This is a genomic window from Patulibacter brassicae, from assembly GCF_033949425.1.
Taxonomy (GTDB): Bacteria; Actinomycetota; Thermoleophilia; order Solirubrobacterales; family Solirubrobacteraceae; genus Patulibacter; species Patulibacter brassicae.
The window spans coordinates 384,518-409,288 of the sequence record NZ_JAXAVX010000001.1 but is presented as its reverse complement, the minus strand read 5'-3'; the positions used below and the strand labels follow the sequence as shown (position 1 = coordinate 409,288).

Sequence of the window (24,771 nt, the reverse complement as noted above, 5' to 3'; positions counted from 1 at the left end):
GGACTCAAGTCGACGCGCGGACCTGCCGATACGTCCAGTGACACGTCACCGACTGCGACTGCGACTGCGACCGTGCGTTCCAACACCACTCTCACACCCCCCGTCTCCGGCCTCGGCGGCTCGGCCGCCCGCAGCCGCTCCACCGTCGGCTCGGTGCCCACGCGGCCCAACGAGCAGCACGGCCGCCGCCTCACCGCCGCGTTCGAGGCCCTCGAGGGCTTCCCCGCGATCGGCGAGTCGCAGACCCGCCTCCTGGCGGCGCTCGACGGGGATCCGATCGACACCTCCGCGCTCGTCGCGGCCGTCGAGACCGACCTCGGTCTCGGCCTCGCCGTCCTGCGCCTAGCGAACCGCCTCGACACCGGTGCGTCCGGCCGCGTCAGCTCGATCCCGGCCGCGATCGAGGCCGTGACGCCGCCCTCGCTGCGCGTCCTGGCCGAGCGCACGCGGACGGTCGACTTCTTCGACCGCTCCGGTGGCTGGGGGCGCGAGGCCGACGGCTACCGGCGGCACGTCGCCGCCGTCCAGGGTGCCGTCCAGCGGATCGCCGCGGTCGTCGACGACGTCGACGTCGACGTCCTCTCGGCCGCCGCCCTGCTGCACGACGTCGGCAAGCTCGTCCTGCGCCACGCGCACCCGGGCTACCCGGACAAGCTCCTGTCGTCCGAGGCGACGCCGGAGGAGCGGCTCGTCGCCGAGCGCCGCGAGCTGGGCGTCGATCACGCCCTCGTCGGCGGCGTGCTCATGCGCCGCTGGGGTCTCCCGCGCGAGCTCGCGCGGCTCGTGGAGCGCCACCACGCCGAGGAGAGCGACCGCGACGTCGCGATCCTGCGGCTCGCGGACCTGCTCGCCCACCACGCGCAGGGAGACGAGGTCTCCCCGCAGGTCCTCATGCGCGTCGCGCGCAGCGTCGGCATCGAGGCGCCCGCGGTCCGCGGCCTCCTCTACGACCAGGCCCTCCCGGGGCCCCGTCGGGCCCGCGGCGCCGCGCCGTGCCCGCTGTCGGGCCGCGAGATGGAGGTCCTCAAGCGCCTCGCCGCCGGCCGGGTGTACAAGCAGATCGCCAGCGAGCTCGGCCTCTCGACGAGCACAGTGCGGACCCACCTGCACAACATCTACGGCAAGCTCGGCGCGGTCGACCGCGCGCAGGCGGTGCTCATCGCCGTGGAGCGCGGCTGGCTCTGAGGCCTCGGCCGGGGCGGCGCGGAGCCGCCCACCGCCGCCAGACGACGGCGAGCAGGAGCGTGCCGACGACGATCCCGCCGCCGTCGATGAGGACGTCGACCGGGGTGCCGTGGCGCCCCGGGACCGTCGCCTGATGCAGCTCGTCGGTGATCGCCCACGCCAGCGCGATCGCCGCCCCGCCGACGAGCGCGACCGGCGCACGGGGCGTCCAGAGCGCCCGCAGCGCCCGCGCCCAGAGCACCGCGAGCAGCCCGAACTCGGTCATGTGCGCGCCCTTGCGCAGCACGAGGCCGAGCCATCCGCCGCTGCCGCCGAGGTCCGAGCGCGAGCTCAGGAACCAGATCACGCCCATGAGGGCCAGGGGCGGGAGGAGCAGCGCGCACGCACGCCACGGGGCGCGCGGGGCGTGCGATCCGGCGGCTCGCATAGGATCGGAGAGGCTACGCGGCCGCCCCGGTCGCGCTGCACCCGGCCGTCGCGGCCGTCACCCCGCCGATGCTCTCGATCACCGCGAAGTCGCCCTACGCCGTCCAGGCGCTCACCGAGCTCGGCCGAGCCGGCGGGACGACGACGCCGGTCCCGGTCGCCGAGCTCGCCCGGCGACGGCAGATCCCCGGGCAGTTCCTCGAGCAGCTCTTCGCGACGCTGCGGCGCGCGGGGCTGCTGCGCTCCCAGCGCGGCGTGCACGGCGGCTACGTCCTCACCCGGGACCCGCGCGAGGTGACGATCCTCGAGATCGTCGAGATGCTGGACGGTCCCGTGGGCGGCGACGCCACCGGGATCTTCGCCGAGGTGGCCGAGGCGGCGCGCGGCGTGCTCGGCGATACGACCATCCAGGACCTGATCGACCGCGAGGCGCGGGAGCAGGGCCAGACGATGTACTGGATCTGACGATGGCCGACGAGATCACCGACGTCACCGGGCTGATCGGGGACACCCCCGTCGTCCGGCTCGCCGCGCTCGAGCCGGAGGGCTCCGGCGTGGAGCTCTACGGCAAGGTCGAGGCGCGCAACCCGGGCGGCTCGGTCAAGGACCGGATCGCGCTGGCGATGGTCCTCGCCGCCGAGAAGGAGGGGCGGATCGCCCCGGGTCGCACGACGATCGTCGAGGCGACGAGCGGCAACACCGGCATCGGCCTGGCGTTCGTCGCCGCGGCGCGCGGCTACGAGCTCGTCATCTGCCTGCCCCAGGGCATGAGCCGCGAGCGCGAGACCCTGCTGCGGCTGTTCGGCGCGCGCGTCGAGGTCATCGAGTCGATGGGCGGCATGACGGAGGCCGTCGAGGCCGCCCGGTCGCTCGCCGACGGGGACGACGCGTGGATGCCCGACCAGTTCGCCAACCCGGCGAACCCGGCCGTGCACCGGCGGACCACCGGCCCGGAGCTGCTGCGCCAGCTCGATGGGCGGATCGACGTCCTCGTCGCCGGCATCGGCACCGGCGGCACGGTCACCGGCACCGGTCACGCGCTGAAGGCGCACGACGCCTCGACGCTGGTGGTCGGCGTCGAGCCGGCCTCCTCGGCCGTCCTCTCCGGCGGTCAGGCCGGGCCGCACCGGATCCAGGGCATCGGCGCGGGCTTCGTCCCGCCGGTCCTCGACCGCCGGGTCGTGGACGAGATCGTCGCGGTGTCCGACGACGCCGCGATCGACACGGCGTGGCTCGTGTCGCGCCGCTGCGGCGTGCTGGCCGGGCTCTCGTGCGGCGCCGCCGTGGCGGCGGCCGTCGAGGTCGCGCAGCGCGAGGAGTCGCGGGGCAAGCGGATCGTCGTGATCCTGCCCGACAGCGGCGAGCGCTACGCGAGCCTGCCGTTCTTCCAGCCGCGGTGACGGGTCCTCGCCGGCGACCTCCGGCCCGGACCGCGCGTCCCCGGGGCCGCCGCGGTCGCTCGGTACCCTCCTTCGCGATGGACGTCCCCGCCACCGGAGCCCGCGCGTGATCGCCACGCTGCGTCGCGACGTGCGCGCCGTGCGCGAGCGGGATCCCGCCGCGCGCGACGTCGGGCCGGTCGAGCTCGTCACGACCTGGCCGGGGCTGCAGGCGCTCGCGGCGCACCGGCTGAGCCACCGCCTGCACCGCGCGGGCGTCCCGCTGCTGCCGCGCCTCATCGCCCACCTCTCGCGGGCGGCGTCGGGGATCGAGATCCACCCGGCGGCCGAGATCGGGCCGGGCTTCTTCATCGATCACGGGTCGGGCGTCGTGATCGGCGAGACGGCGCGGATCGGCGAGGACGTCACCGTCTACCAGGGCGTGACCCTCGGTGGCACGGGGTTCCAGGTGGGCAAGCGCCATCCGACGGTCGGCGATCGCGTGACGATCGGCTCGGGTGCGAAGCTCCTCGGCCCGATCACCGTCGGCGACGGCGCGAAGATCGGCGCGAACTCCGTCGTCATCACGGACGTGCCCGCGAACGCCACCGTCGTCGGCAACCCCGGGCACCCGGTGCGGATCGACGGGCGCAAGGTCGAGGGTCCGGACGCGGACTGGATCCACCTGCCCGATCCGGTCGCCGATGCGGTCCGCGCGCTCGGCCGGCGCGTCGTGGAGCTCGAGCGACAGGTCCGCGAGCTGGGCGGCGACCCCGCCGCGGGGCCGCGCCTCGTGGGCGAGCCCGCCGACGTGCACGAGCTGCGCCCGCGCGAGGGCCGCAGCCCCGCCGGCGGCTGACGGATCAGTAAAAGACGGTGCGCGTGCGGTGGCGCGGGCGGGCCTTGACCTCGGGCCGCTGGCCGGCGTGCCACAGCCAGGCGTCGAGGGTGCGGGGCGGGACGCCGGTCCGCTCGCTCAGGCGCTCGATCGCGTGGAGCGCGCAGCAGCGGATCTCGTGCTCGGCGCCGCCGATCGGCAGCAGCCGGCCGGCGTCGATCCGCTCGGCGAGCGCATCGTCGTAGCGCAGGACGCCGGCGCAGCGCAGGACGTGGGGGACGAGGTTGTCGGCGAACATCGTCAGCCGGTCGAGGCCCTCGAGCCGCCCGAGGCCGAAGCCCTCGACGTCGGCGCAGAGGATCTGGGCGCGCTTGTAGAGCCCGTGGTCGCGGTAGAACGGCATGCCGTCGACGACCATCCGCGCCAGCCGGTCCGCGCGACCTCCCGCGTCGCCGACGAGGTCGAGGGCCCGGCGGTCGCCGAGGAACGCGCCGAGCGCGCGCAGCGCCTGGGCGTAGAGCGCCATGAGCTCGTGACCGGGCGGCTGCCCGAGCGTCGTGGCCACCTCCTCGGCGGTCAGCGCGCGCAGCTCGGCGGCGCTCCACGGTCCCTCGGCCCGCCAGCGGTCCGCGAGGGCCCACGCGACGGTCCAGTAGCCCGAGCACCCGGGGCGCTTGCGCAGCGTCGGGAACCAGCCGGACCCGAAGTTCACGGCGTTGAGCGCCAGGACGTAGTCGGCGACGTCCTCGGGCTCGCCGTCGAGGAAGTGCCGCTCGGCGTCGGCCGGTGGGGCCTCGCCGGGCTCCAGCGCGTCGAGCAGCTCGTCCTCGATGCGCACGTGCCGGGCCGACGCGGCGACCTCCGCGGCGTGGCGGCGGACCTCGTCGGGCAGGGACATGGGCCGGACGCTATCGCCGGGGACGGTCGTCCGGGGAGCGCGCGGGGCGGTCCCGAGGCGCGCCGGCACCGTCGGCGAGGACTCGTATCCTCGGAGCGATGGCCGCCGTCGACGCGCACGCCGAGGAGCTCCTGCTCGGGCTCAACGACCAGCAGCGCGCGGCGGTGGTGCATCCGGGCGGGCCGCTGCTCGTCATCGCCGGCGCGGGCTCGGGCAAGACGCGGGTCCTGACGCACCGCGTCGCGTGGCTCGTGCGGACGGGACAGGCCAGCCTGGGCGAGATCCTCGCGGTCACGTTCACGAACAAGGCCGCCGCGGAGCTGCGCGAGCGCGTCGGGACCCTGCTGGGCCGCTCGACGCGCGGCCTCTGGGTCTCCACGTTCCACAGCGCCTGCGCCCGCATCATGCGGGTCGAGGCCGAGCGGCTCGGCTACACCCGCCAGTTCACGATCTACGACGCCGACGACGCCAAGCGGCTCGTCAAGCGGGTGCTGGAGTCCCAGGGCGCCGACACGCGCCGCTTCACGCCCAACGCCGTCGCGGGACGCATCTCGGAGCACAAGAACCGGTTGCGCAGCGTGGAGCAGGCGGCCGAGCAGGCGGCGGGGTTCTACGACCGCACGATCGTCGACGCCTACCGCGGCTACCAGGCGCAGCTCGTCGCCAACAACGCGATGGACTTCGACGACCTCCTCGGGCGGACCGTCGACGTCCTCGAGCGCTATCCCGAGGTGCGCGAGCGGTACCGCAACGCCTTCCGGCACGTGCTCGTCGACGAGTACCAGGACACGAACCCGGCGCAGTACCGGCTCCTGCAGCTGCTCTGCATGGACGACCCGATGCACCTGGCGCCCCGCGACGCCGGTGCGGAGGCGCATGGCGCGGACCCGGACGGGTTCGGGCCGCTGGCCGGCGAGGAGCCCGGCCACCGCAACCTCATGGTCGTCGGCGACGACGCGCAGTCGATCTACGGGTTCCGCTCCGCCGACATCCGCAACATCCTCGACTTCGAGCAGGACTTCCCGGACGCCGAGGTCATCCGGCTCGAGCAGAACTACCGCTCGACGCAGCGGATCCTCGACACCGCCAACGCGGTCATCGCCAACAACCGCGACCAGCGACCCAAGCGCCTCTGGACCGACCAGGGCACCGGCGACCCGGTCCGCGTCCGCGCGCTGCCCGACGACCACGTCGAGTCGCGCTGGGTCGTCGGCGAGATCGAGCGCCTCGCCGGCGAGGGCGTGCCCCTGGGGCAGATGGCGGTGCTCTACCGCACCAACGGGCTCTCCCGGCTCGTGGAGACGGCGCTGACCCAGGCCGATCTCGCCTACCAGGTGATCGGCGGCGTGCGGTTCTTCGACCGGGCCGAGGTGAAGGACGCCCTGGCCTACCTCCAGTGGCTGCTGAACCCGGCCAACACCGTGGCGTTCGCGCGGATCGTCAACCGGCCCCGGCGCGGGATCGGGGATACGACGGTCGGGCGGCTGCTCGCGCACGCCGAGGCCCTCGGCGTGACCCCGCTGCAGGTGATCGACGAGCCCGCCGCGGCGGGGCTGAAGACCGCGGCCGTGCGGTCGGTCGGGCGCTTCGCGGAGCAGGCGGCGGAGCTGCGCGCGACGATGGAGGCCGGCGCGACGGTCGCGGACCTCCTCGAGGCGATCCTGAAGGTCACCGGGTACCGCGCCGAGCTCGAGGCCTCGAGCGACCCGCTCGACGAGGGTCGTGTGGAGAACCTCGACCAGCTGCACGCCTTCGCGCAGGAGTTCGACGCCGAGGACGCGGCGGCGTACCCCGACGAGGAGCGCGCGACGCTGCGTCCGCTGGACCGCTTCCTCCAGTCCACGGCGCTGCTCTCCGACGCCGATCAGGCCGAGGAGGCGGCGACCGGCCGCGTCACGCTGATGACGCTGCACAACGCGAAGGGCCTGGAGTACGACGCGGTCTTCCTCGTCGGCTGCGAGGACGGGATCTTCCCGCACAGCCGGGCGATCGACGCCGGCGAGCTCGAGGAGGAACGGCGCCTCTGCTACGTCGGGCTGACGCGCGCCCGCAAGCACCTCGCGCTCACGTGGGCGCGTCGCCGGGCGCTCTACGGCCCGCCGCAGCCGCAGGTCCCGAGCCGGTTCCTGCGCGAGCTGCCGGTCGAGTCGCTCGACGAGCAGTCGCCGGAGGCGCTGTCGGGGGCGGTCCAGCCGACGCCCCGTCCACGGTTCGAGCGGGACGCGCCCGGGGCGCGCTCCGGTGGCATCGGCTCGATCGCGCGAGGCCGCGGCACCGGCGCCGGCCGATCGCTGGCGGACCTCGGGCTGCGGCGCGGCAGCGAGATCGGCAGCGCGGGCCGGGCGGCGGCCGCGGACGCCGAGGCGGCGCCGACGTTCTCCGTCGGGGCGCGCGTGCGGCACGGGAAGTTCGGCGAGGGCGACGTGGTGGCCGCCGACGACGAGGTGATCGTCGTGCATTTCGACGATCACGGCGAGCGGCGGCTCATCGCCGGCTTCGCGCGCCTCGAGGCCGTCTGAGCCTCGCCGGGCGCCGCCGGCCGCCCGCGCGCTGCAGCCCGCGCGGACCGCTCGGCCGGCCGCGTCGGAGCGCTCCCCGTCGGGTACCGGCCGGGGGATGAGCCTCCTCGCGTCGGTCGCCGACACCGTCCTGGACCGCACGATCGCCCCCGGGTACTCGCGCCTGGGCCTCGCCGCCCGGCGCCGCCTGGCGGGGTGGCCGGCCGACCCTCCGCGGATCGACGGCCGGATCGTGGCCATCACCGGCCCGACCTCCGGCATCGGCGCGGCCGCCGCGCGCGACCTCGCCGCGCTCGGGGCGCGCGTCGTGCTGCTGGCCCGCTCGCCGGAGCGCGCCGGGGCCACGCGGCGCTCGATCGTCGACGCGGTGCCCGGCGCCACGGTCGACGTCGTCGAGTGCGACGTCTCGTCGCTGGCGTCGGTGCGCGAGGCCGCCGCGGCGCTGCGCGAGGCCGGGCCGCTCGACGCCCTGCTGCACAACGCCGGCGTGATGCCGCCCGCGCGCGAGGAGACCGACGAGGGTCTCGAGGTCGCGTTCGCGACGAACGTCGCCGGGCCGTTCCTCCTCACCGCCCTGCTCGCCGACCACCTCGCCGCCGACGTCCCGGGCCGGATCCTGACGATGAGCTCCGGGGGCATGTACGGGCAGGCGCTGGACGTCGCCGACCTCCAGCACGAGCGTCGGCCGTACAAGCCGGCCGCCGTCTACGCCCGCGACAAGCGCGCGCAGGTCGTGCTGAACGAGCTCTGGGCGGCGCGCCTGCGGCCGACGGGCGTCGTCTGCCACGCGCTGCACCCCGGCTGGGCCGACACCCCGGGCGTCGCCGACGCCCTCCCGGGCTTCCGCAAGGCGACGCGGCCGATCCTCCGCAGTCCGGAGGAGGGGGCCGACACGCTCGTCTGGCTCGCGGCCGCCGACGAGCCGACGCGCAGCACCGGCCGGTTCTGGCACGACCGGCGGCCGCGGCCCACGCACCTGCTGCCGCGCACCCGCGAGGCGCCGGAGGACCGGGCGCAGCTCTGGCGCGGCGTCGCGGCGGCGGCCGGCGTCGACGTGCCGGTCCCCGGCGCCGCCTGACCGTCGGGACCGGAGGCCGTCCGCGCGGGCGGCCCCGCGCGGACTCGACTAGCCTCCGGCGCGATGTCCGCGACGATCATCGACGGCAAGCAGGTCGCCTCCGAGGTGCGCGCCGAGGTCGCCACCGGCGTGGCGGCGTTCGTGGAGCGCCACGGGCGCGCCCCGGGCCTGGCGACGATCCTCGTGGGCGACGACGCGGCGAGCGCGGTCTACGTCGGCGGCAAGCAGAAGGCCTGCGCCGAGGTCGGCATCCAGGGCTTCGACCACCGGCTGCCCGGCGACGCGACGCGCGAGCAGCTCGTCGCGCTCATCGAGCAGCTCAACGCGGACGAGCGCGTCAGCGGGATCCTCTGCCAGCTGCCGCTCCCGGGGCACCTCGACGGCGTCGAGATGACGAACCTCATCGCGGCCGAGAAGGACGTGGACGGCCTCACCGTCGGCTCCGCCGGGCGCCTGGCGCTCGGCCTGCCGGGCCTGCGCCCGTGCACCCCGGCCGGCGTGATCCGGCTGCTCGACCACGCCGGTGCCCAGCTGTCGGGCGCCGAGGCGGTCGTCATCGGCCGCTCGAACCTCTTCGGCAAGCCGATGGCGCAGCTCCTCCTGCAGCGCAACGCCACCGTCACGATCGCGCACTCCCGCACGCGCGACCTCGAGGCGGTCGCCGCCCGGGCCGACGTCCTGATCGCCGCCGTCGGCCGGGCGGAGATGGTCCGGGGGCGCTGGATCAAGCCGGGCGCCACGGTCATCGACGTCGGCATCAACCGGCTCGCCGAGCCGCCGGCCGGCCGCCGGTCCTCGCTCGTCGGCGACGTCTGCTTCGACGAGGCGTTCCCCGTCGCGGGTGCGATCACGCCCGTGCCGGGCGGGGTCGGGCCGATGACGATCGCCCAGCTGCTGGCGAACACCCTCCAGGCCGCCGAGCTCCAGGCCGGCTGAGCCACGACCGCCCGGACCGGGACCGGTCGCCCGCGCGCGCCGGCGACTAGCATCGGGGGCCGATGATCGATCGCGCCACCGTCCTGCACGTGGCCGCGCTCGCCCGCCTCGAGCTGCACGAGGACGAGGTCGAGCCGATGGCCCGCGAGCTCTCCGCCGTCCTCGAGCACGTCGAGACCATCGGCGAGCTCGACCTCGACGGGGTGCCGCCGACCGCGCACGTCCTCGCCGCCGAGAGCCGCCTGCGCCCGGACGAGCCGCGCGCGTCCCTGCCGCGCGAGACCGCGCTGGCCCAGGCGCCCGACGCCTCCGACGACGGCTTCCGCGTCCCCAGCCCCCAGGCCTGAGATGACCGACCCGATCGACCTGACCGCCGTCGAGGCGGCCGCCGCGCTGCGCCGCGGCGACCTCGACGCCCGCGAGCTCTTCGCCGCCTATCGCGCCCGCGCGGCGGCGGACGACACGAACTCCTTCACCTGGCTCGCCGACGGCGCGCCGGAGAGCGTTCCCGGTGCCGAGACGGTCCTGGCCGGTCTCCCGATCGCCGTGAAGGACCTCTTCTGCATCGAGGGCGTGCCGACGGCCTCCTGCTCGAACCTCCTCCGGGGCTACCGCCCGCCGTACACCGCCACGGCGATCGAGCGGCTGCAGGGCGCCGGTGCCACGGTCCTCGGCAAGACGAACCAGGACGAGTTCGCGATGGGCTCGTCGAACGAGAACTCCGCGTTCGGGGCGGTGCGCAACCCGTGGGACCGCACGCGCGTCCCGGGCGGCTCGTCGGGCGGCTCCGCGGCCGCGGTGGCCGCCGGCCTGGCGCCCGCCGCGATCGGCACCGACACCGGCGGCTCGGTCCGCCAGCCTGCCGCGCTCTGCGGCGTCGTCGGGCTGAAGCCGACCTACGGCACCGTCTCGCGCTACGGGATGATCGCCTTCGCCTCGTCGCTGGACCAGGCCGGCCCGATCGGCCGGACGGTCGCCGACACCGCACTCCTGCTGCAGCAGATGGTCGGCGCCGGCGGGCAGGCGGGATCGGCGACGGTGGATCCGCGCGACGCCACGTCGATCGGCTGGCAGGGCGCCGACGCGCTCGGCATCCCGAGCGCCGACCGGCTCGACGGCGTGCGGATCGGCGTGCCGACCGAGCTGCTGGCCGACGGCGTCGAGCCCGGCGTCCGCGCGGCCTTCGACGCCTCGCTGCGCCACGCGGAGGCGCTCGGCGCGACGGTCACCGAGGTGACGCTCCCGCACGCCCGCCACGCGCTGGCGGCGTACTACGTCATCGCCCCCGCCGAGGCGTCCTCGAACCTCTCGCGCTTCGACGGCGTGCGCTACGGCAACCGGGTCCAGGCCCAGGGCGACGGCCTCGTGGACCTCTACACGAAGACCCGGCACGACGGCTTCGGCCCCGAGGTCAAGCGCCGGATCATGCTCGGCACCTTCGCGCTGTCCTCGGGCTACTACGACGCCTACTACGGCCGCGCCCAGCAGGTCCGCACGAAGATCGTGGAGGACTACCGCGCGGCCTTCGAGGACGTCGATCTCATCGCCACGCCCACGAGCCCGTCGGTGGCCTGGGAGCTCGGCGCGCTGACCGACGACCCGGTCGCGATGTACGCCCAGGACGTCATGACGCTGCCCGTGTCGCTGGCCGGCATCCCGGCCATCTCGATCCCCGCCGGCCTCGCCGACGGCCTGCCGGTCGGGCTGCAGCTCGCCGGGCCGGCGTTCAGCGAGCCGCGGATCCTCGACGCCGCGCACGCGCTGGAGCAGGCGATCGGCTTCGACGGCAGCGCGCCGCGAGCCACCGTCACCGCGAGCGGGGAGCAGGCGCGATGAGCGAGGTCGCCTACGAGCCGGTCATCGGCCTGGAGATCCACGTCCAGCTCGCGACGCGGACGAAGATGTTCTGCCCGTGCGAGCTGTCGTTCGGCGAGCCGCCGAACACCCGCACCTGCCCCGTCTGCCTCGGGCTGCCCGGCACGCTGCCCGTCGTGAACCAGGAGGCCGTCCGGCTCGGTCTCATGATCGGCATCGCGTTCGGCGGCGAGCTCGCGTCGCGGTCGGTCTTCCACCGCAAGAACTACTTCTATCCGGACCTGCCCAAGGGCTACCAGATCAGTCAGTTCGACCTGCCGCTCGTGTCGGGCGGCCGGCTGGGCGACGTCGAGCTCGAGCGCGTCCACCTCGAGGAGGACGCCGCGAAGCTCAACCACGCCGGCGCGTCGGGTGGCATCGGCGGCTCGACGTCCTCCGTCGTCGACTTCAACCGCGGCGGCACGCCGCTGGCGGAGATCGTCACGCGACCGGACATCCGCTCGGCCGAGCAGGCGTCCGCGTGGCTGCGGCTCCTGCGCGAGACGCTGCGCCAGCTCGGCGTGAGCGACGTGAACATGGAGGAGGGGTCGCTGCGCTGCGACGCCAACGTCTCCATCCGCCCGGTCGGCGAGACGACGCTCGGCACGAAGACCGAGCTGAAGAACATGAACTCGTTCCGGTTCATCGAGCAGGGCATCAACGCCGAGGTCGCGCGCCAGACGCGGATCCTGCAGTCCGGCGGGCAGGTCGAGCAGGAGACGCTGAACTTCGACCCGCGCACCGGCGCGATCACGTCGCTGCGCTCGAAGGAGGCCGCGCACGACTACCGGTACTTCCCGGAGCCGGACCTGCCGCCGCTGCGCGTGCCGTCCGACCTGCTGGAGGCCGCCCAGGCCGCGGTGCCCGAGCTGCCGCTCGAGCGCGCCGAGCGCTTCCGCGCCGAGCTCGGGCTGCACGAGGAGTCCGCGCGGCTGCTCGCGTTCCGTCGCGACCTCGGCGACTACTACGAGGCCGTCGTGGCCGCCGCGCCCGCCGACCTCGACCGCCAGCAGCTCGCCAACTGGGTCGGCAACGACCTCGTCCGCCGGCTCGCCGCCGGGGCGGGGGAGGACGGCGCCGACGAGGACGCCGGGACGGACCCCGCCCAGTCGAAGGTCGAGCCCGCCGCGCTGGCCGAGCTCGTCGCGCTCGTGCAGGCCAGGACGATCACGCGCAAGGCCGGCGAGCAGGTGCTCGACGCGCTCGTCGCCGAGGGCGGGTCGCCGCAGGCGATCGTCGAGCGGGAGGGCCTGGCCGCGATCGGCGGCGGCGACGAGCTGCGCGGGATCGTCGAGGCCGCGCTGGACGCGAACCCCGACGTCGTCGAGAAGCTCCGGACCGGCAACATGAAGCCGATCGGCGTGATCGTCGGCCACGTGATGCGCGAGACGAAGGGTCGCGCCGACGGCGGCGAGGTCACGAAGCTCGCCCGCGAGATCCTCGGGCTCTAGGCCGCCGGCGATGGGGCCAGCGTGGAGCACCGGCGCGCGACGGCGCCTCGCCGCCGCGCTCGCCGGCCGCGAGGCGCGCTGGCTGCTCGGGATCCTCGGCGTCGCGCTGCTCGTCCGAATCGCGGTGATCGTCGCCACGCGCGACTACGCGCCGTGGGGCGATCCCGCCGACTACGACCGGATCGCGATCGCCTTCTCCGCCCTCGGCGAGTGGGCCCCGACCACGTGGGCCGAGCCGGGGACCCCGACCGCCTTCCGCGCGCCCGCCTACCCGCTGCTGCTCGCGGCGATCTACGACCTCACCGGCATGCGCTACGCCGCGGCCCGGGTCGTGGAGGCGCTGCTCGGCGTCCTGTCGGTGGGGCTCGTCTGGGCGATCGCGCGGCAGATCGCGACGGATCCGCGGGTCGCGCGGTGGGCCGCGGGCCTCTGCGCGCTGCTGCCCTCGCTCGTCTGGCTCAACGCCTCGCTGCTCTCGGAGACGCTCTTCGTGCCGCTGCTGCTCGGCGCGGTGCTCGCGGTCCTGCTGCACCGGGAGCGGCCGGGCTGGCGCCTGGCGCTGCTCGCCGGCGTGCTCGCCGGCCTGGCGGTCGCGACGCGCTCCAGCGGCGCGCCGCTGGTGCTGCCGCTGCTCCTCGGTCTCTGGCTCCCGGGGCGGCGCTGGCGCCCGACCGCCGTCGCCGCGGTCGCGGTCGTCCTCGTCCTGACCCCGTGGACGGTCCGCAACTGGATCGAGCTGGACCGCTTCATGCCGCTGGGCAGCCACGCCGGCTACACCCTCGCCGGGGTGTGGAACGAGGAGTCCAACGGCCCGGGCGAGCTCTTCGCCGCGTCGCGCCTGCCCGAGCAGCAGCGAGCGATGCAGGACCTCTTCCTCCCGTCCCGGCTGACCGAGGGCCAGCTGGACCGCGAGCTGCGGGCCCGCGGCCTGCGCTACGGGCGAGAGCACCCGGGCTTCGTCGCGCGGGCGACGGGCGCGCACCTCCTGCGGCTCTTCCTCGTCGGACCGGGGCATGCGCGGGCCGCGGAGCTCAGCGCCCGGGAGATGGCGATCCCCGAGGGCTGGCGCGGGACGCTGCGCCCGCCCGTGCTGGCGCTCGTCCTCCTGACGCTCGTGGCGGTCGTCGGCTGGATCCGGCGCCGACGCCTGCCCGGGCCCCTCTGGCTCTGGGCCGTCCCCGTCGTCCTGCTCGTCACCACCGCGCCGCTCGTCGGCTCCCCGCGCTACCGGATCCCGCTGGACCCGTTCCTCGCCCTCGCCGCAGCCACGGCGATCCCGCTGCTGATGGACCGGCTCCGGCCGCGCCGCGCCGAGCCGTCGGCGGACGAGGCGGCCTGCGCGGAGAGCTGACCACGGCCGCGCCCGCGGGCGGTGGGCGCCGGCCAGCGGGCGCCCTGGGGAACGAGGCCTCCGCGCGGCGGCCCGCCCGGGCGGACCCGCATCGGCCGGCGCCGCTCCGGAGCCGGCCCGCGGGTGGTCAGGGAACCGCGGGCGGGGGCGCCGGAGGCGCGACGCCCGCCGTGCACGCGACGGTCGCGCGATCGACGGCGTCGAGCATCCCGGCCCCGAGCGCGGCCCCGAGGGCGAGGCGCGGCGTCGCGGCCGCCGGGTCGGCGGCGTGGCCGAGCAGGCGACCGACGGTCTCGCCGGTCGTCGCCGAGGCGTCGCGCAGGAGCCCGGCGCAGCCGGGGCCGGCGACCGCCACGGCGCGCTCGACGGCGCGGCGCAGGCGCGCCGTCGCGGCGGCGACGACCTGGCGCTGCGGCGGACCGCAGGCGGCGACCGCGCACGGCGCGAGCACCCCGCGGACGGACGCCGTCCAGCGACCGGCGGCGTCGCGCAGGCTCCGGGCCGCGCCGCCGCGCAGGGGCGCATCGGCGGCGGGGCGCTGCGCCCCGCCCGGGGCGCGCGCGTCCCGCAGGACGACCCAGCCCTGCCCGGGCATCGCGACCGGGACGAGGTCGCCGGCGGCCAACCGCTCGCGCACGGCGCGCAGCGCCGCGAGCAGGTCGCCCGGCCCGCCCTCGAACGCGTCGGTCCCCGAGAGGTCCAGCACGACGTTGTCGGCCGTCCGCGCGTGCAGCGTCTCGCCGCGCAGGCGCGACGCCAGGACGCTCACCGCCTGCCCGCGCCCGGTCAGGTGCGGCTGCAACGGGGGCGGAGCGGCGATCGAGCCGCTCCGGGGCACGGCGGCGACGACGCGATCCAGCAGCTCCCGGTCGACGTTGCGCGGCGGCGGCTGCAGCCGCGCCATCGACCAGAGCGGCGGCTCGCCGACGTTGCCGTGGGAGCCGAACACGACGAACCAGCTCGCGGTGCCGAGCACCAGCCCCACCGCCGCGAGGGCGGTGGCCGCCCGCACGTCGCGCAGGCGCCGCGGTCCCCGACGCGCTCGTGCCCGTGCGGCGGCGCCGTCCGCCCTGGCGCTCGGCCGACCCGCGACCGCGACGGCCGCGCTCCGGGCATCGGCGTCCGGCGCGCGGTCCAGCGCAGGGCGGTCGTCGTCCCGGGGGCCCCGAGCGCGCTGCTGGCGCATCGCCCAGAAGCGGTCGATCGCCTGCAGCCCGCCGACCGCGGCCACCGCGAGGGCGGCGAACGTCATGAGCGAGTAGTGGTACGTGTTGCCCCAGTACACCTCGCTGTCGGAGAGGAATCGCGCGGCGATCGCGGGGATGGCGATGACGGCCATCCGCGAGAGCCACGGCACGACGACGCAGAAGGCGACGAGGGTGAGGGCCAGGGTCTCGCGCTTGACGGGGTCGTCGAGCGCGACGGTCACCGGCGACCACGGGTGCAGGGCGATGTGACCGAGCGCCGCAGGCAGGTCCTCGCCGAAGCGGTGGTAGCTCCAGTAGGAGAACTCGCGCCCGTCGGCGAGCTCGGGGATCCACCACCGCGTCGCGGCCGCGAACCACGCGATCCCGAGGAGCAGCGTCGCGGCGCCGGCGCGCCGGCGTCCGTCGAGCAGGAGCCACGCGCCCACCGCGGCGACGATGAGCGCGACGTCCTCCTTGACGCACAGCAGGCCGAGCGTGGCCGCCCAGTACCAGCCCCAGCGACGCCGGTCCGCCGCGAGCACGGCGGCGAAGAGCAGGACGGGTCCGAAGGCGACCTCGTGGACGTCGAAGTCGATCGCGCGCTGCACGCCCCAGGAGGTCCCGAAGGTCAGCGCCAGCAGCACCGCGGCCGGGGCGCCGATCCGCGGCCGCGCGAAGAGGTACAGCGGCACGAGGGCCCCGGCGACCACGAGCGCCTGCACGACGAGCAGCGCCACGGGGGAGGGCCACACCGCGCGCGCGACGCCCCAGAGGACGATGATCGGATGGAAGTGGTCGCCCCAGAGGCTCGGGACCTCCCGCAGCGACGACGCGGGGGCCTCGAGCCGCGACAGGTGCCACGCCGCCTCGTCGAAGATGCCGAGGTCGTAGCCCGCGGTGAGGTACCAGCGGTGGCGCTGCCACGACCAGACGGCGTAGGCGAGGGCGAGCAGCGCCGCGGCGGCGAGCACGACGAGCAGCCCGCGGTCGGACGCCGCGGCGCGCGCCCGCGCGACGAGGGCGGGCGCTCCACGGTGCGCGCCGGCGGACCCGGCCTCGGCCGGCGGCGCCGACGGGTCGGCGGGCATCGCGGAGAGCCTAGTTGCGGCCGCGGCAGGGAGGCGCGACGACCGTCGATGCGTAGGGTGTATATCCGATCGGCCTTCGTATGTTTCCGGCGCGGGCCCCCATCGCTCGGGTAGCATCGCCGCCTGATGCCGAGTCGCTCATCGATCGCGCTGCTCGGTGCGGTGCTCGTCTCCGCAGCCGCGGCCGGTCCGGTCCGGGCCGACGAGCTCCGCGGCATCGAGGCGCGCTCATCGGCGCTCGGCGGGCGCGTCGTCCAGGACGCGGGCGCCTCCGGCGGCACCGCCGTGCGGATCGCCCTCGGCCGACGCGGCCGGGGATGGCTCGTCGGGCTCACCGAGACCGACGCCCTGCGCCTGCGGGTCAGCGGCTGCCGCGGGCGGTTCCGGCTGCGGGTCGACGAGGGGCGCTGGCGCACCGTCCGACCCGCGACCGACGGCGACGGCGTCCTGCGGGTCGCCCTGCCGGCCCGCGCCGCCACGTCGCGGCTGTGGTTCGCGCGCGCCGCCGGCCGCCGTGCGTGCCGCGGCCTCACCGTCGATCGCGTCGACGTCGTGGCTCCGCCGGTGCTGCTCGCCGCGGCGGTCCGAGGCGACCTGCTCGACGCCGTGCCCGGCTACCGCAGCGCGTTCCTGCGGACGTTCGGCGGCCTGACGCCCGAGAACGGGCAGAAGATGGACGTCCTGCAGCCCACGTGGGGCTCCTATGCGTGGGCCGCCAGCGACCGGCTCGTGCGCTTCGCCAACGAGCAGCGCCTGCCCGTGCGCGGCCACCCGCTGGTCTACTGGGACCAGCTGCCGCGCTGGATCACGCGGCCGTGGGTGCCGTGGACGCGCGCCGAGCTGCGCGCCGTGCTGCGGGGCCACGCGTACGCCACGACGCGGCGCTACCGCGGGCGGATCGACCGCTGGGACGTCGTCAACGAGGTGCTGGACTGGACGGGGCGACGGCGCCCGAGCGTCTGGCAGAACGTCATCGGCGACGGGTACGTCGAGGACGCGTTCCGCGCGGCGCACGCCGGGGACCCCGGCGCGCGGCTCGTCTACAACGAGACGGGGATCGAGTTCCCGAGCCCGCAGCAGGATGCCGCCGTGCGGCTCGTGGCCGACCTCCGCTCGCGTGGCGTGCCGATCGACGGCGTCGGGCTGCAGGGCCATCTCGACGTCGACGGCCCGCCGAGCAGCGAGGACCTCGACGCGGTGATCTCGCGCTTCGCGGCGCTCGGGGTGGGCGTCGAGTTCACCGAGGTCGACGTCTCGCTCCCCGGGCGGCCGACGACCGACGTGCTGGCGCGCCAGGCCGCCGCCTACGCGACCGTCGCGGACGCCTGCTGGCGCCACGTGGCCTGCGACCGCATGACGGTCTGGGGCATCGGCGACGACCACGGCTGGCGCGGGCGCGACGCGCGGGCGCTCGTGCTCGACAGCGGCTACCGCGGCAAGCCGGCGCTGACCGCGGTGCGCGAGGGCCTCGCGGGCGAGGGGCGGCTCGTCGAGCAGTCGCCGGCGGCGCGGGTCGCACCCGCGCACTGACGACGACGAGCGCTCAGGCGGTCGAGTCCTGCGGTCGCGCGGCGTCGCCCACCGTCGAGGGGGCGTCGCGGTGCGGCAGGGCGCCGAGCAGGTCCACGACCGGGCCCCACAGGCGCGAGCGCAGGGGCGAGACCTCCAGCGGCCAGGCCGACCCGTCGAGCAGGTGGACGCGGAACGGGCGCACGAGCGCCGCACGGCCGAGCGCGACGCCGACGACCTCGGCCCGCGGGACCTCGATCTCGACCCGCAGCAGGCGGTAGTACGGCTCGCCGGGACCGCCGCGGTCCAGCGAGAAGACCACGACGCGGACGTCGGTCACCGCCAGGTAGCGAACCTCGGCGCCGGTCAGCGGCTCATGGCCCCAGGACCCGAACCCGGGCGCGCGCCGAGGCACCGGTGAGACCGGCGTGGCGGCGAGCACGGGCTCGCCGAGGTGCTCGGCGGCCGGCGCCAGCAGGTGCGTCCAACGGAACGTGATCGGGACCTCCACGCAGCGCGCCTGGTGGTCGCGCCGACCTCCATCTTGCCGCAGCCGGCGGCGTCGTGCCCGGCGTGTCGCCGCGCGGGGGGCGACGGGCCCCCGCTACGCTGACCCCGTGGGCTCCTCGTTCGCCTTCCTGCTGCTGATCTGGATCCTCTTCGGCATCGCCGGCGGGCTCCAGGGTCGCGCGAAGGGCAGCTCGTTCCTCCTCTGGTTCGCGATCTCCGCCGCGGTCCCGTTCTTCGGCTTCATCGCGTCGATCGTGTACCCGGGCCGCGAGCACGAGCCGCGCCGCAAGTGCGACACGTGCGGGCGACTGCTGCCGGTGAGCGACACGATGTGCATGCGCTGCGGCACCGACCTCGCCTACCCCGACGTCGTCTACGTCCGCCGGGGCAACACGATCTACGAGGTCGAGCGCGCCCCGCGCGCCGACGCCGCGGGGGAGTCCTCCCCGCCGCCCGCCACGGCCGCGGGCTGAGGCGGAAAGGCCCGTCGGACGCGGCGGCCGGGGGCAGGGGAACGCCCGTTCCGCGCTGCTATCCTCGCCGTCCCGAGGCCGTCGATCCGTCGGCCTCGTCCCTGGTGTCATGAGCACGGTCGAAGCGGTCGGGAAGGAGGTTGGGCGCATGCGGGCGGTCGACGCGTTGATGGAGTGCCTGAAGGCGGAGGGCGTCGACGTCGTATTCGGCTACCCCGGCGGCGCGAACCTGCCGACCTACGACGCGTTCGTCGACGCGGGCATCCGCCACGTCCTCGTGCGGCACGAGGCCGGCGGCGGCCACGCCGCCGAGGGCTACGCGAAGGTCGCGGGCCAGGTCGGCGTCTGCTTCGGCACGTCCGGCCCGGGCGCGACGAACCTCGTCACGCCGATCGTCGACGCGATGATGGACTCGGTCCCCGTCGTGTTCTTCACCGGCCAGGTCCGCACGGAGCTGCTGGGCACCGACGGGTTCCAGGAGGCGGACACGATCGGCATCACGATGCCGGCCGTGAAGCACAGCTTCCTCATCACGGACCCGCGCGAGCTGCCGCGCGTGATCCACGAGGCGTTCCACATCGCGCGCACCGGCCGCCCCGGCCCGGTCGTCATCGACCTGCCGATGGACCTCTCGAAGGCCGACATCGCCTACGAGCCGGTCACCGACGTCCAGCTGCCCGGCTACCAGCCGCGCACGACGGGCAACGCGAAGCAGATCAAGCAGGCCGCCCGCGCGCTGGCCTCCGCCCGCCGCCCCGTGATCTACGCCGGCGGCGGCGTCGTGGCCGCCGAGGGCGCCGACGAGCTGCGCGCCCTCGTGCGCGCCGGGCGCTTCCCCGTCACCTGCACGCTGATGGGTCTCGGCGCGTACCCCGCCCCCGACCCGCTGTGGCTCGGCATGCTCGGCATGCACGGCACCCGTGCGGCGAACTACGCGATGGACGAGGCGGACCTCATCTGCTGCGTCGGCGCCCGGTTCGACGACCGGATCACGGGCAAGCTCTCGGAGTTCGCGCCGCGCGCGAAGTTCATCCACATCGACGTCGATCCGGCGGAGATCTCCAAGAACGTCCCGGCGCACATCCCGATCGTCGGCGACGCCAAGCAGATCCTCGGGCGCCTGACCGAGGAGTACCAGGGCCTGGACGCCGACCACGACCGGCTCGACGCCTGGTGGCAGCGGATCCACGCCTGGCAGGAGCGCCACCCGCTGCGCTACGACGCCGACGACCAGCGGATCAAGCCGCAGGCCGTCATCCAGGCGCTGAACCGCGTCACGGACGGCGAGGCGATCGTCTGCTCCGACGTCGGCCAGCACCAGATGTGGGCCGCGCAGTACTACGACTTCCCCGCGCCGCGACGCTGGGTGAACTCCGGGGGCCTCGGGACGATGGGCTTCGGCCTGCCGTCGGCGATCGGGGCGCAGCTGGCCGACCTGGACCGGACGACGATCGTCGTCACCGGCGACGGCTCGATCCAGATGAACATCCAGGAGCTCGCCACGATCAAGCAGGAGAACCTGCCGGTCAAGGTGATCTGCCTGAACAACGGCTACCTCGGCATGGTCCGGCAGTGGCAGGAGCTCTTCTGGCAGGAGCGCTACAGCCACGTCGACATGAACACGTTCGGCGGCGAGGAGGCCTCGCCGGACTTCGTGAAGCTCGCCGACGCGTACGGCATCCGGGGTGTCCGGCTGACGGACCCGGCGACGCTCGAGGACGACCTGCGTGCCGTGATCGAGGCCGAGGGCCCCGCGTTCGTCGACGTCCGCGTCGTGCGCGACGAGAAGGTCTATCCGATGATCGCGCCGGGCGAGGCCGCCCGCGACATGGTCGGCTGAGCGTCCGGCTCCCACCGCCCACCCCCACACATCCCATGGTCGACACGAACGAGCTGCTGAGCCTCGACGAGCTCGAGGCCGCCGGCAACATCCGCACGGGGCGCAAGCACGTCCTCTCGATCCTCGTCGAGAACAAGCCGGGCGTCCTGACCCGCGTCTCCGGGCTCTTCACCCGGCGCGGCTTCAACATCGAGACCCTCTCCGTCGGCCCGACCGACGACGAGCGGATCTCGCGCATCACGCTGACGCTCGACGGGGCCGCCCACCCGATCGACCAGGTCGTCAAGCAGCTGCACAAGCTCGTCAACGTCCTGAAGATCAAGGACCTCGAGCCGACCGAGACGGTCGCGCGCGAGCTCGCGCTCTTCAAGGTCAGCTGCGACGGCCAGACGCGGTCGGAGATCCGCGAGCTCGCCGAGGTCTTCCGCGGCAAGGTCGTCGACGTCGGCCGCCGGTCGATCATCGTCGAGGTCACCGGTGAGCGGTCGAAGATCGAGGCCTTCGAGCGCCTCGTGCGCCCGTACGGCCTCGTCGAGATGATCCGCACGGGCGAGGTCGCGATCTCGCGCGGGCGCGAGGAGACCTGAGCCTCGATCCGCGAGGCTCGGCGGCGCGGCCGCCCGAGGGCCGGCGGACCGACGCTGCGCCTCGCGCCGACGGTCGCGCGTGCGATCCTCTGGGGGATGGCGCACGACGCCCAGGTGGTCGCCCGGCCGGGCCGCGGACCCGCGGTCCCCGTCGCCGCGCGCGACCGCGAGCGGCTGACCCGTCACGCCCGGCAGGCGGCGCAGCGCGCCCGACGCCTGCGCACCGCGGTCCTCGCGTCGATCACCGTCGACCTGCCGCCCGGCGCCGACCCGCTGGCGATCGTCGCCGCCGGCCGCGAGCCCGGCGAGCCGTGGACCGTCTACGAGCAGCGCGACCGCGACGGCCGGTCGATCTGCGGCCTCGGCGCGGTGGTCGCGCTCGAGGCGTCCGGGCCGGGCCGGTTCCGGGAGCTGGCCGTCCGCTGGGCGGCGCTCGCAGCGGAGGCGGTGGCCGACCTCGGCGGCGGGGTCGAGGGCGAGGGGCCGGTCGCCCTCGGCGGCTTCGCGTTCACCGACGACGGGCCGACGACGCACGCGTGGGAGGGCTTCTCGGCCGCGTCGCTGCACGTCCCGCGCCTGGCGCTCGCGGCCCGCGGTGGCCGGGTGCGCGCGACGATCAGCGCGCTCGTCGCCCCCGACGACGACCCGCGCGCCGCAGCCGAGCGGGCCCTCGCGCGGGTCGATCGGCTGGGCGCGGCCACGCCGCTGCCGATGCTCGACCCGGACCCCGTCCGGCGCGCGCGCCCCGCGAGCGCGCTGCCCCCGGCGCACTACGAGGAGGCCGTCGCGCGGGCCGTGGAGCGGATCCGCGCCGGCCGGATGGAGAAGATCGTCCTCGCCCGCGAGGTCCTGGTGCGCGGGAGCACCGGCTGGCGCCCGCCGGAGGCCGCCGCGGCGCTCGGGGTGATGCGCGAGGCCTACGACGGCTGCTGCGTCCTGGCCGTCGGTCGCGGCCCGCGGACGTTCCTCGCTGCCACGCCCGAGCTGCTCGTGCGTCGCGAGGGGCATCGCCTGGCGACCCTGGCGCTCGCCGGCACGACGCGACGCAGCAGCGATCCGGCCGTCGAGTCCCACCTCGCCGAGACGCTCCTGCGGTCGACGAAGGACCGCGAGGAGCACGCGATCGTCGTGCGGCGGATCCTGCGCCGGCTCGAGCGCGTCGCGCTCTGGTCGACGGCGGCGCCGGCCCCCCAGGTCGTGCAGGCCGCCAGCGCCCAGCACCTCGCCACGCCGATCCGCGCGCAGCTCGCCGAGCCGCGCTCGGTGATCGAGCTCGCGGGCCTGCTGCACCCGACGCCGGCCGTCGGCGGGTTCCCGGAGGACGTCGCGCTGCCGATGATCCCCGCGCTGGAGGGGATGGACCGGGGCTGGTACGCCGGGCCCGTCGGCTGGACCGACGCGGCGGGCGACGGCGAGCTCTGCGTCGCCCTGCGCTCCGCGCTGCTGGAGCCCGAGCAGGTCCGCTGCTTCGCGGGCGTCGGCGTCGTGGCCGACAGCGACCCGGCCGCGGAGCTCGCGGAGACCGAGATCAAGCTCCAGGCGCTGCTGCCGCTGCTCAGCGGCTGAGGGGCGCCGGCGGGCGGGCGACGTCCGACACGCCCGCCGGCGGCCGAGCTACGTCCGCCCCTGCGCGAGGCGCTGCTTGCGGGCGAGCGCGTCGAGGATCACCGCGGCTGCGAGGACCCCGCCGGTGATGATGAACTTCACCGACGACTCGAGCCCGAGGAGGTCCATGCCGTTGGAGATCGAGCCGATCACCAGGGCGCCGAGCAGCGCGGCCCAGACCGATCCACGACCGCCGAAGAGGCTCACGCCGGCGATGACCGGCCCGGCGATCGCCAGCAGCAGCACGTCGCCGGAGCCCGAGGACTGGTTCACCGACAGCGCGCGGGAGGCGGCGAGCACGCCGCCGGCGGCGGCCATCGTCGAGGCGAGCACGAAGACCGCGGTCTTCACGCGTCGCACGGGGATGCCGGCGCGACGCGCAGCCTCCTCGCCGCCGCCCGCGGCCAGCACGTGGCGCCCGTAGCGCGTGCGGGTCACGAGCGCGTCGAAGAGCACGACGAACCCGAGCAGGACGCAGAGCGAGACCGGCACGCCGCGGTCGGCGCTGACGACCGCGACGGCGGCGAGGACGGCCACGGAGATGGCGGTCAGCCGGACGACCGCCCACGAGAGCGGCTCGAGCTCGAGCCCGGCGGCGGCCCGTCGCCGGCGGCCGCCGAGCGTCCCGGCGACGAGGATCGCGATCGCGACGACCGCCACCGCCCAGCCGAGCCAGTCGGCGAGGAACGTGTTGGCGATGTTCGTGATCGTCGGATCGGAGACGTTCAGCGAGCCCTCCGAGCCGAGGACCTTCAGCTGGAAGCCCTGCCAGGTCAGCAGTCCGGCGAGGGTGATGACGAACGACGGGATCCCGAGCCAGGTCACGATCGAGCCCTGCAGCAGGCCGATCGCGGCACCCGCGGCGAGCGCCGCGGCGATCGCGAGCCAGCCGTTCCAGCCGTGCTGGACCGAGAGGACGCCGAGGATCGCCCCGCCGAGGCCGCTCACCGCGCCGACGGAGAGGTCGATCTCGCCCAGCAGCAGCACGAGGACCACGCCGACGGAGATCGTGCCGGTGGCGGCGACCTGGAGCGTGAGGTTCGTGAGGTTGCCGGCGGTGAGGAAGCGGTCGTTCGCGACCGTGAAGATCACCCAGATGATCGCCAGGACGGCGGTGGCCCGCAGCGACGCGGCGTTCGCGGCGACGCGCGCGAGGTCGCGTCCGCCGTGGGCGTGGTCGGCGGCGACCGCGGACGCCGTCGGGTCGACCTCGGTCGGGGAGGGGGTGGCGGTGCTCACGCGACGGCTCCGTGGTCGGGGTCGGTGGGGGACGCCGGCGGGTCGGCACCGACGCCGGTGATCGCGGCGACGACGGCCTGGCGCTGATCGGGGGTCGCCGGGAACGAGCCGCCGTTGCGACCGAGGCGCAGCACCTCGATCCGGTCGGCGACCTGGAAGACGTCGGCGAGGTTGTGCGAGATGAGGATCACGCCCATGCCGCGTTCGCGCAGCCGCGAGACGAGGGCGAGGACCTGCTCGGTCTGGGCGACGCCGAGCGCCGCGGTCGGCTCGTCGAGGATCACGAGCCGCGGCTCCCCGAGCATCGCGCGGGCGATCGCGACCGTCTGTCGCTGCCCGCCGGAGAGCTGGCCGACCTCGGCGCGCACGGACTTCAGCGTCCGCACCGCGAGCGAGTCCAGCAGGGCGCGCGCCTCGCGCTCCATGGTGATCTCGTCGAGCACGGGACCGCGGCGCCGCTCGCGCCCGAGGTGGAGGTTCGCGACGACGTCGAGGTTGTCGCAGAGCGCGAGGTCCTGGTAGACGACGGCGATCCCGAGGCGGGCGGCGTCGGCCGGCGACGCGATCCGCACCGGCGACCCGCCGAAGGCGATCTCGCCCGTGTCGGCCGGGCCGGCCCCGGAGATCGTCTTGATGAGCGTCGACTTGCCGGCCCCGTTGTCGCCGACGAGCGCGACGACCTCTCCGGCCCGCACCTCGAGCGCGACGTCGGAGAGCGCCTGGACCGCTCCGAACCGCTTGCTCACGCCGGTCAGGCGCAGCAGCGGTCCGGCGCCGGCCGGCGCCACGGGGGCGCCGGCCTGCGTCTCGGTGGCCAT

The 24,771-nt window shown here is 75.6% G+C and carries 22 protein-coding genes; 16 read left to right on the top strand and 6 right to left on the bottom strand.

The window, feature by feature from the left end; genetic code table 11:
• The first annotated feature begins 153 nt into the window (after window positions 1-153).
• Window positions 154-1,185, top strand: coding sequence for an HDOD domain-containing protein (locus SK069_RS01965; protein ID WP_319952497.1), 1,032 nt, complete (start codon window positions 154-156; stop codon window positions 1,183-1,185).
• Here the strand turns inward: SK069_RS01965 and SK069_RS01960 are convergent.
• Window positions 1,157-1,612, bottom strand: a complete 456-nt coding sequence (locus tag SK069_RS01960; protein ID WP_319952496.1) for a VanZ family protein — start codon at window positions 1,610-1,612, stop codon at window positions 1,157-1,159. The two genes, SK069_RS01965 and SK069_RS01960, sit on opposite strands and share 29 nt — an antisense overlap.
• A gap of 68 nt (window positions 1,613-1,680) precedes the next feature.
• Between SK069_RS01960 and SK069_RS01955 the strand changes: the two genes are divergently transcribed.
• The 3 genes from SK069_RS01955 to cysE all read left to right on the top strand — a co-directional run bounded on the left by SK069_RS01955 (window position 1,681) and on the right by cysE (window position 3,849).
• A complete protein-coding gene (locus SK069_RS01955) occupies window positions 1,681-2,076 on the top strand; it encodes an RrF2 family transcriptional regulator (RefSeq protein WP_319952495.1) in 396 nt (131 codons plus the stop codon).
• Window positions 2,077-2,078: 2 nt separating this feature from the next.
• Window positions 2,079-3,011, top strand: coding sequence for a cysteine synthase A (cysK, locus tag SK069_RS01950; RefSeq protein WP_319952494.1), 933 nt, complete (start codon window positions 2,079-2,081; stop codon window positions 3,009-3,011).
• Window positions 3,012-3,117: 106 nt separating this feature from the next.
• On the top strand, window positions 3,118-3,849 hold the full coding sequence (cysE, locus tag SK069_RS01945) for a serine O-acetyltransferase (RefSeq protein ID WP_319952493.1): 732 nt from the start codon (window positions 3,118-3,120) through the stop codon (window positions 3,847-3,849).
• Between the two features lie 4 nt (window positions 3,850-3,853).
• On the opposite strand, the gene SK069_RS01940 is transcribed toward cysE, so the two are convergent.
• Entirely contained in the window at window positions 3,854-4,726 is an 873-nt protein-coding gene (locus SK069_RS01940) for a queuosine salvage family protein (protein WP_319952492.1), read from the bottom strand.
• A 98-nt stretch (window positions 4,727-4,824) separates the two neighbouring features.
• Between SK069_RS01940 and SK069_RS01935 the strand changes: the two genes are divergently transcribed.
• From SK069_RS01935 to SK069_RS01905, 7 genes are all read left to right on the top strand, one after another.
• Window positions 4,825-7,245, top strand: coding sequence for an ATP-dependent helicase (locus SK069_RS01935; RefSeq protein ID WP_319952491.1), 2,421 nt, complete (start codon window positions 4,825-4,827; stop codon window positions 7,243-7,245).
• 97 nt (window positions 7,246-7,342) lie between these two features.
• Window positions 7,343-8,323 carry an SDR family NAD(P)-dependent oxidoreductase gene (locus SK069_RS01930; protein ID WP_319952490.1) on the top strand — a complete coding sequence of 327 codons (981 nt, stop codon included), beginning with the start codon at window positions 7,343-7,345 and terminating at the stop codon, window positions 8,321-8,323.
• 63 nt (window positions 8,324-8,386) lie between these two features.
• A complete protein-coding gene (gene folD, locus SK069_RS01925; protein ID WP_319952489.1) occupies window positions 8,387-9,259 on the top strand; it encodes a bifunctional methylenetetrahydrofolate dehydrogenase/methenyltetrahydrofolate cyclohydrolase FolD in 873 nt (290 codons plus the stop codon).
• A gap of 62 nt (window positions 9,260-9,321) precedes the next feature.
• The gene (gatC, locus tag SK069_RS01920) at window positions 9,322-9,606 is read left to right on the top strand and encodes an Asp-tRNA(Asn)/Glu-tRNA(Gln) amidotransferase subunit GatC (protein WP_319952488.1); all 285 of its coding nucleotides are present in this window, start codon (window positions 9,322-9,324) and stop codon (window positions 9,604-9,606) included.
• 1 nt (window position 9,607) lies between these two features.
• Window positions 9,608-11,095: an Asp-tRNA(Asn)/Glu-tRNA(Gln) amidotransferase subunit GatA gene (gene gatA / locus SK069_RS01915; protein WP_319952487.1), complete on the top strand. Its 1,488-nt coding sequence runs from the start codon at window positions 9,608-9,610 to the stop codon at window positions 11,093-11,095.
• Entirely contained in the window at window positions 11,092-12,564 is a 1,473-nt protein-coding gene (gene gatB / locus SK069_RS01910; RefSeq protein ID WP_319952486.1) for an Asp-tRNA(Asn)/Glu-tRNA(Gln) amidotransferase subunit GatB, read from the top strand. The genes gatA and gatB overlap by 4 nt, the downstream gene beginning before the upstream one ends.
• A gap of 10 nt (window positions 12,565-12,574) precedes the next feature.
• Window positions 12,575-13,915, top strand: a complete 1,341-nt coding sequence (locus tag SK069_RS01905) for an ArnT family glycosyltransferase (RefSeq protein ID WP_319952485.1) — start codon at window positions 12,575-12,577, stop codon at window positions 13,913-13,915.
• Window positions 13,916-14,042: 127 nt separating this feature from the next.
• Here the strand turns inward: SK069_RS01905 and SK069_RS01900 are convergent, their stop codons facing one another.
• The gene (locus SK069_RS01900) at window positions 14,043-16,190 is read right to left on the bottom strand and encodes a DUF2079 domain-containing protein (RefSeq protein ID WP_319952484.1); all 2,148 of its coding nucleotides are present in this window, start codon (window positions 16,188-16,190) and stop codon (window positions 14,043-14,045) included.
• Window positions 16,191-16,316: 126 nt separating this feature from the next.
• Between SK069_RS01900 and SK069_RS01895 the strand changes: the two genes are divergently transcribed.
• Window positions 16,317-17,720, top strand: coding sequence for an endo-1,4-beta-xylanase (locus SK069_RS01895; protein ID WP_319952483.1), 1,404 nt, complete (start codon window positions 16,317-16,319; stop codon window positions 17,718-17,720).
• Window positions 17,721-17,733: 13 nt separating this feature from the next.
• Here SK069_RS01895 and SK069_RS01890 read toward each other — a convergent pair whose 3' ends face one another.
• Window positions 17,734-18,210, bottom strand: a complete 477-nt coding sequence (locus SK069_RS01890) for a hypothetical protein (RefSeq protein ID WP_319952482.1) — start codon at window positions 18,208-18,210, stop codon at window positions 17,734-17,736.
• A gap of 106 nt (window positions 18,211-18,316) precedes the next feature.
• On the opposite strand from SK069_RS01890, the gene SK069_RS01885 reads away from it, so the two are divergent.
• From SK069_RS01885 to SK069_RS01870, 4 genes are all read left to right on the top strand, one after another.
• Window positions 18,317-18,682, top strand: a complete 366-nt coding sequence (locus tag SK069_RS01885) for a hypothetical protein (protein WP_319952481.1) — start codon at window positions 18,317-18,319, stop codon at window positions 18,680-18,682.
• A gap of 109 nt (window positions 18,683-18,791) precedes the next feature.
• A complete protein-coding gene (ilvB, locus tag SK069_RS01880; protein WP_319952480.1) occupies window positions 18,792-20,522 on the top strand; it encodes a biosynthetic-type acetolactate synthase large subunit in 1,731 nt (576 codons plus the stop codon).
• A gap of 35 nt (window positions 20,523-20,557) precedes the next feature.
• Window positions 20,558-21,109 (top strand): acetolactate synthase small subunit, encoded by a 552-nt coding sequence (gene ilvN / locus SK069_RS01875; protein WP_319952479.1) that lies wholly within the window; start codon window positions 20,558-20,560, stop codon window positions 21,107-21,109.
• Between the two features lie 96 nt (window positions 21,110-21,205).
• A complete protein-coding gene (locus tag SK069_RS01870) occupies window positions 21,206-22,675 on the top strand; it encodes an isochorismate synthase (protein ID WP_319952478.1) in 1,470 nt (489 codons plus the stop codon).
• A gap of 48 nt (window positions 22,676-22,723) precedes the next feature.
• Here the strand turns inward: SK069_RS01870 and SK069_RS01865 are convergent, their stop codons facing one another.
• Together SK069_RS01865 and SK069_RS01860 are read right to left on the bottom strand one after the other, a co-directional pair.
• Window positions 22,724-23,953 carry a sugar ABC transporter permease gene (locus tag SK069_RS01865; RefSeq protein WP_319952477.1) on the bottom strand — a complete coding sequence of 410 codons (1,230 nt, stop codon included), beginning with the start codon at window positions 23,951-23,953 and terminating at the stop codon, window positions 22,724-22,726.
• Window positions 23,950-24,771, bottom strand: a complete 822-nt coding sequence (locus SK069_RS01860; protein WP_319952476.1) for an ATP-binding cassette domain-containing protein — start codon at window positions 24,769-24,771, stop codon at window positions 23,950-23,952. Before SK069_RS01860 ends, SK069_RS01865 begins: the two co-directional genes overlap by 4 nt.

Excerpts from the sequence above, each read along its gene's own strand:
- SK069_RS01960 (WP_319952496.1), bottom strand. The coding sequence starts at position 1,612 with ATGCGAGCCGCCGGATCGCACGCCCCGCGCGCCCCGTGGCGTGCGTGC.
- SK069_RS01955 (WP_319952495.1), top strand. The coding sequence starts at position 1,681 with ATGCTCTCGATCACCGCGAAGTCGCCCTACGCCGTCCAGGCGCTCACC.
- cysK (WP_319952494.1), top strand. The coding sequence starts at position 2,079 with ATGGCCGACGAGATCACCGACGTCACCGGGCTGATCGGGGACACCCCC.
- SK069_RS01940 (WP_319952492.1), bottom strand. The coding sequence starts at position 4,726 with ATGTCCCTGCCCGACGAGGTCCGCCGCCACGCCGCGGAGGTCGCCGCG.
- SK069_RS01935 (WP_319952491.1), top strand. The coding sequence starts at position 4,825 with ATGGCCGCCGTCGACGCGCACGCCGAGGAGCTCCTGCTCGGGCTCAAC.
- SK069_RS01930 (WP_319952490.1), top strand. The coding sequence starts at position 7,343 with ATGAGCCTCCTCGCGTCGGTCGCCGACACCGTCCTGGACCGCACGATC.
- folD (WP_319952489.1), top strand. The coding sequence starts at position 8,387 with ATGTCCGCGACGATCATCGACGGCAAGCAGGTCGCCTCCGAGGTGCGC.
- gatC (WP_319952488.1), top strand. The coding sequence starts at position 9,322 with ATGATCGATCGCGCCACCGTCCTGCACGTGGCCGCGCTCGCCCGCCTC.
- gatA (WP_319952487.1), top strand. The coding sequence starts at position 9,608 with ATGACCGACCCGATCGACCTGACCGCCGTCGAGGCGGCCGCCGCGCTG.
- gatB (WP_319952486.1), top strand. The coding sequence starts at position 11,092 with ATGAGCGAGGTCGCCTACGAGCCGGTCATCGGCCTGGAGATCCACGTC.
- SK069_RS01905 (WP_319952485.1), top strand. The coding sequence starts at position 12,575 with ATGGGGCCAGCGTGGAGCACCGGCGCGCGACGGCGCCTCGCCGCCGCG.
- SK069_RS01900 (WP_319952484.1), bottom strand. The coding sequence starts at position 16,190 with ATGCCCGCCGACCCGTCGGCGCCGCCGGCCGAGGCCGGGTCCGCCGGC.
- SK069_RS01895 (WP_319952483.1), top strand. The coding sequence starts at position 16,317 with ATGCCGAGTCGCTCATCGATCGCGCTGCTCGGTGCGGTGCTCGTCTCC.
- ilvB (WP_319952480.1), top strand. The coding sequence starts at position 18,792 with ATGAGCACGGTCGAAGCGGTCGGGAAGGAGGTTGGGCGCATGCGGGCG.
- ilvN (WP_319952479.1), top strand. The coding sequence starts at position 20,558 with ATGGTCGACACGAACGAGCTGCTGAGCCTCGACGAGCTCGAGGCCGCC.
- SK069_RS01870 (WP_319952478.1), top strand. The coding sequence starts at position 21,206 with ATGGCGCACGACGCCCAGGTGGTCGCCCGGCCGGGCCGCGGACCCGCG.
- SK069_RS01860 (WP_319952476.1), bottom strand. The coding sequence starts at position 24,771 with ATGGCCACCGAGACGCAGGCCGGCGCCCCCGTGGCGCCGGCCGGCGCC.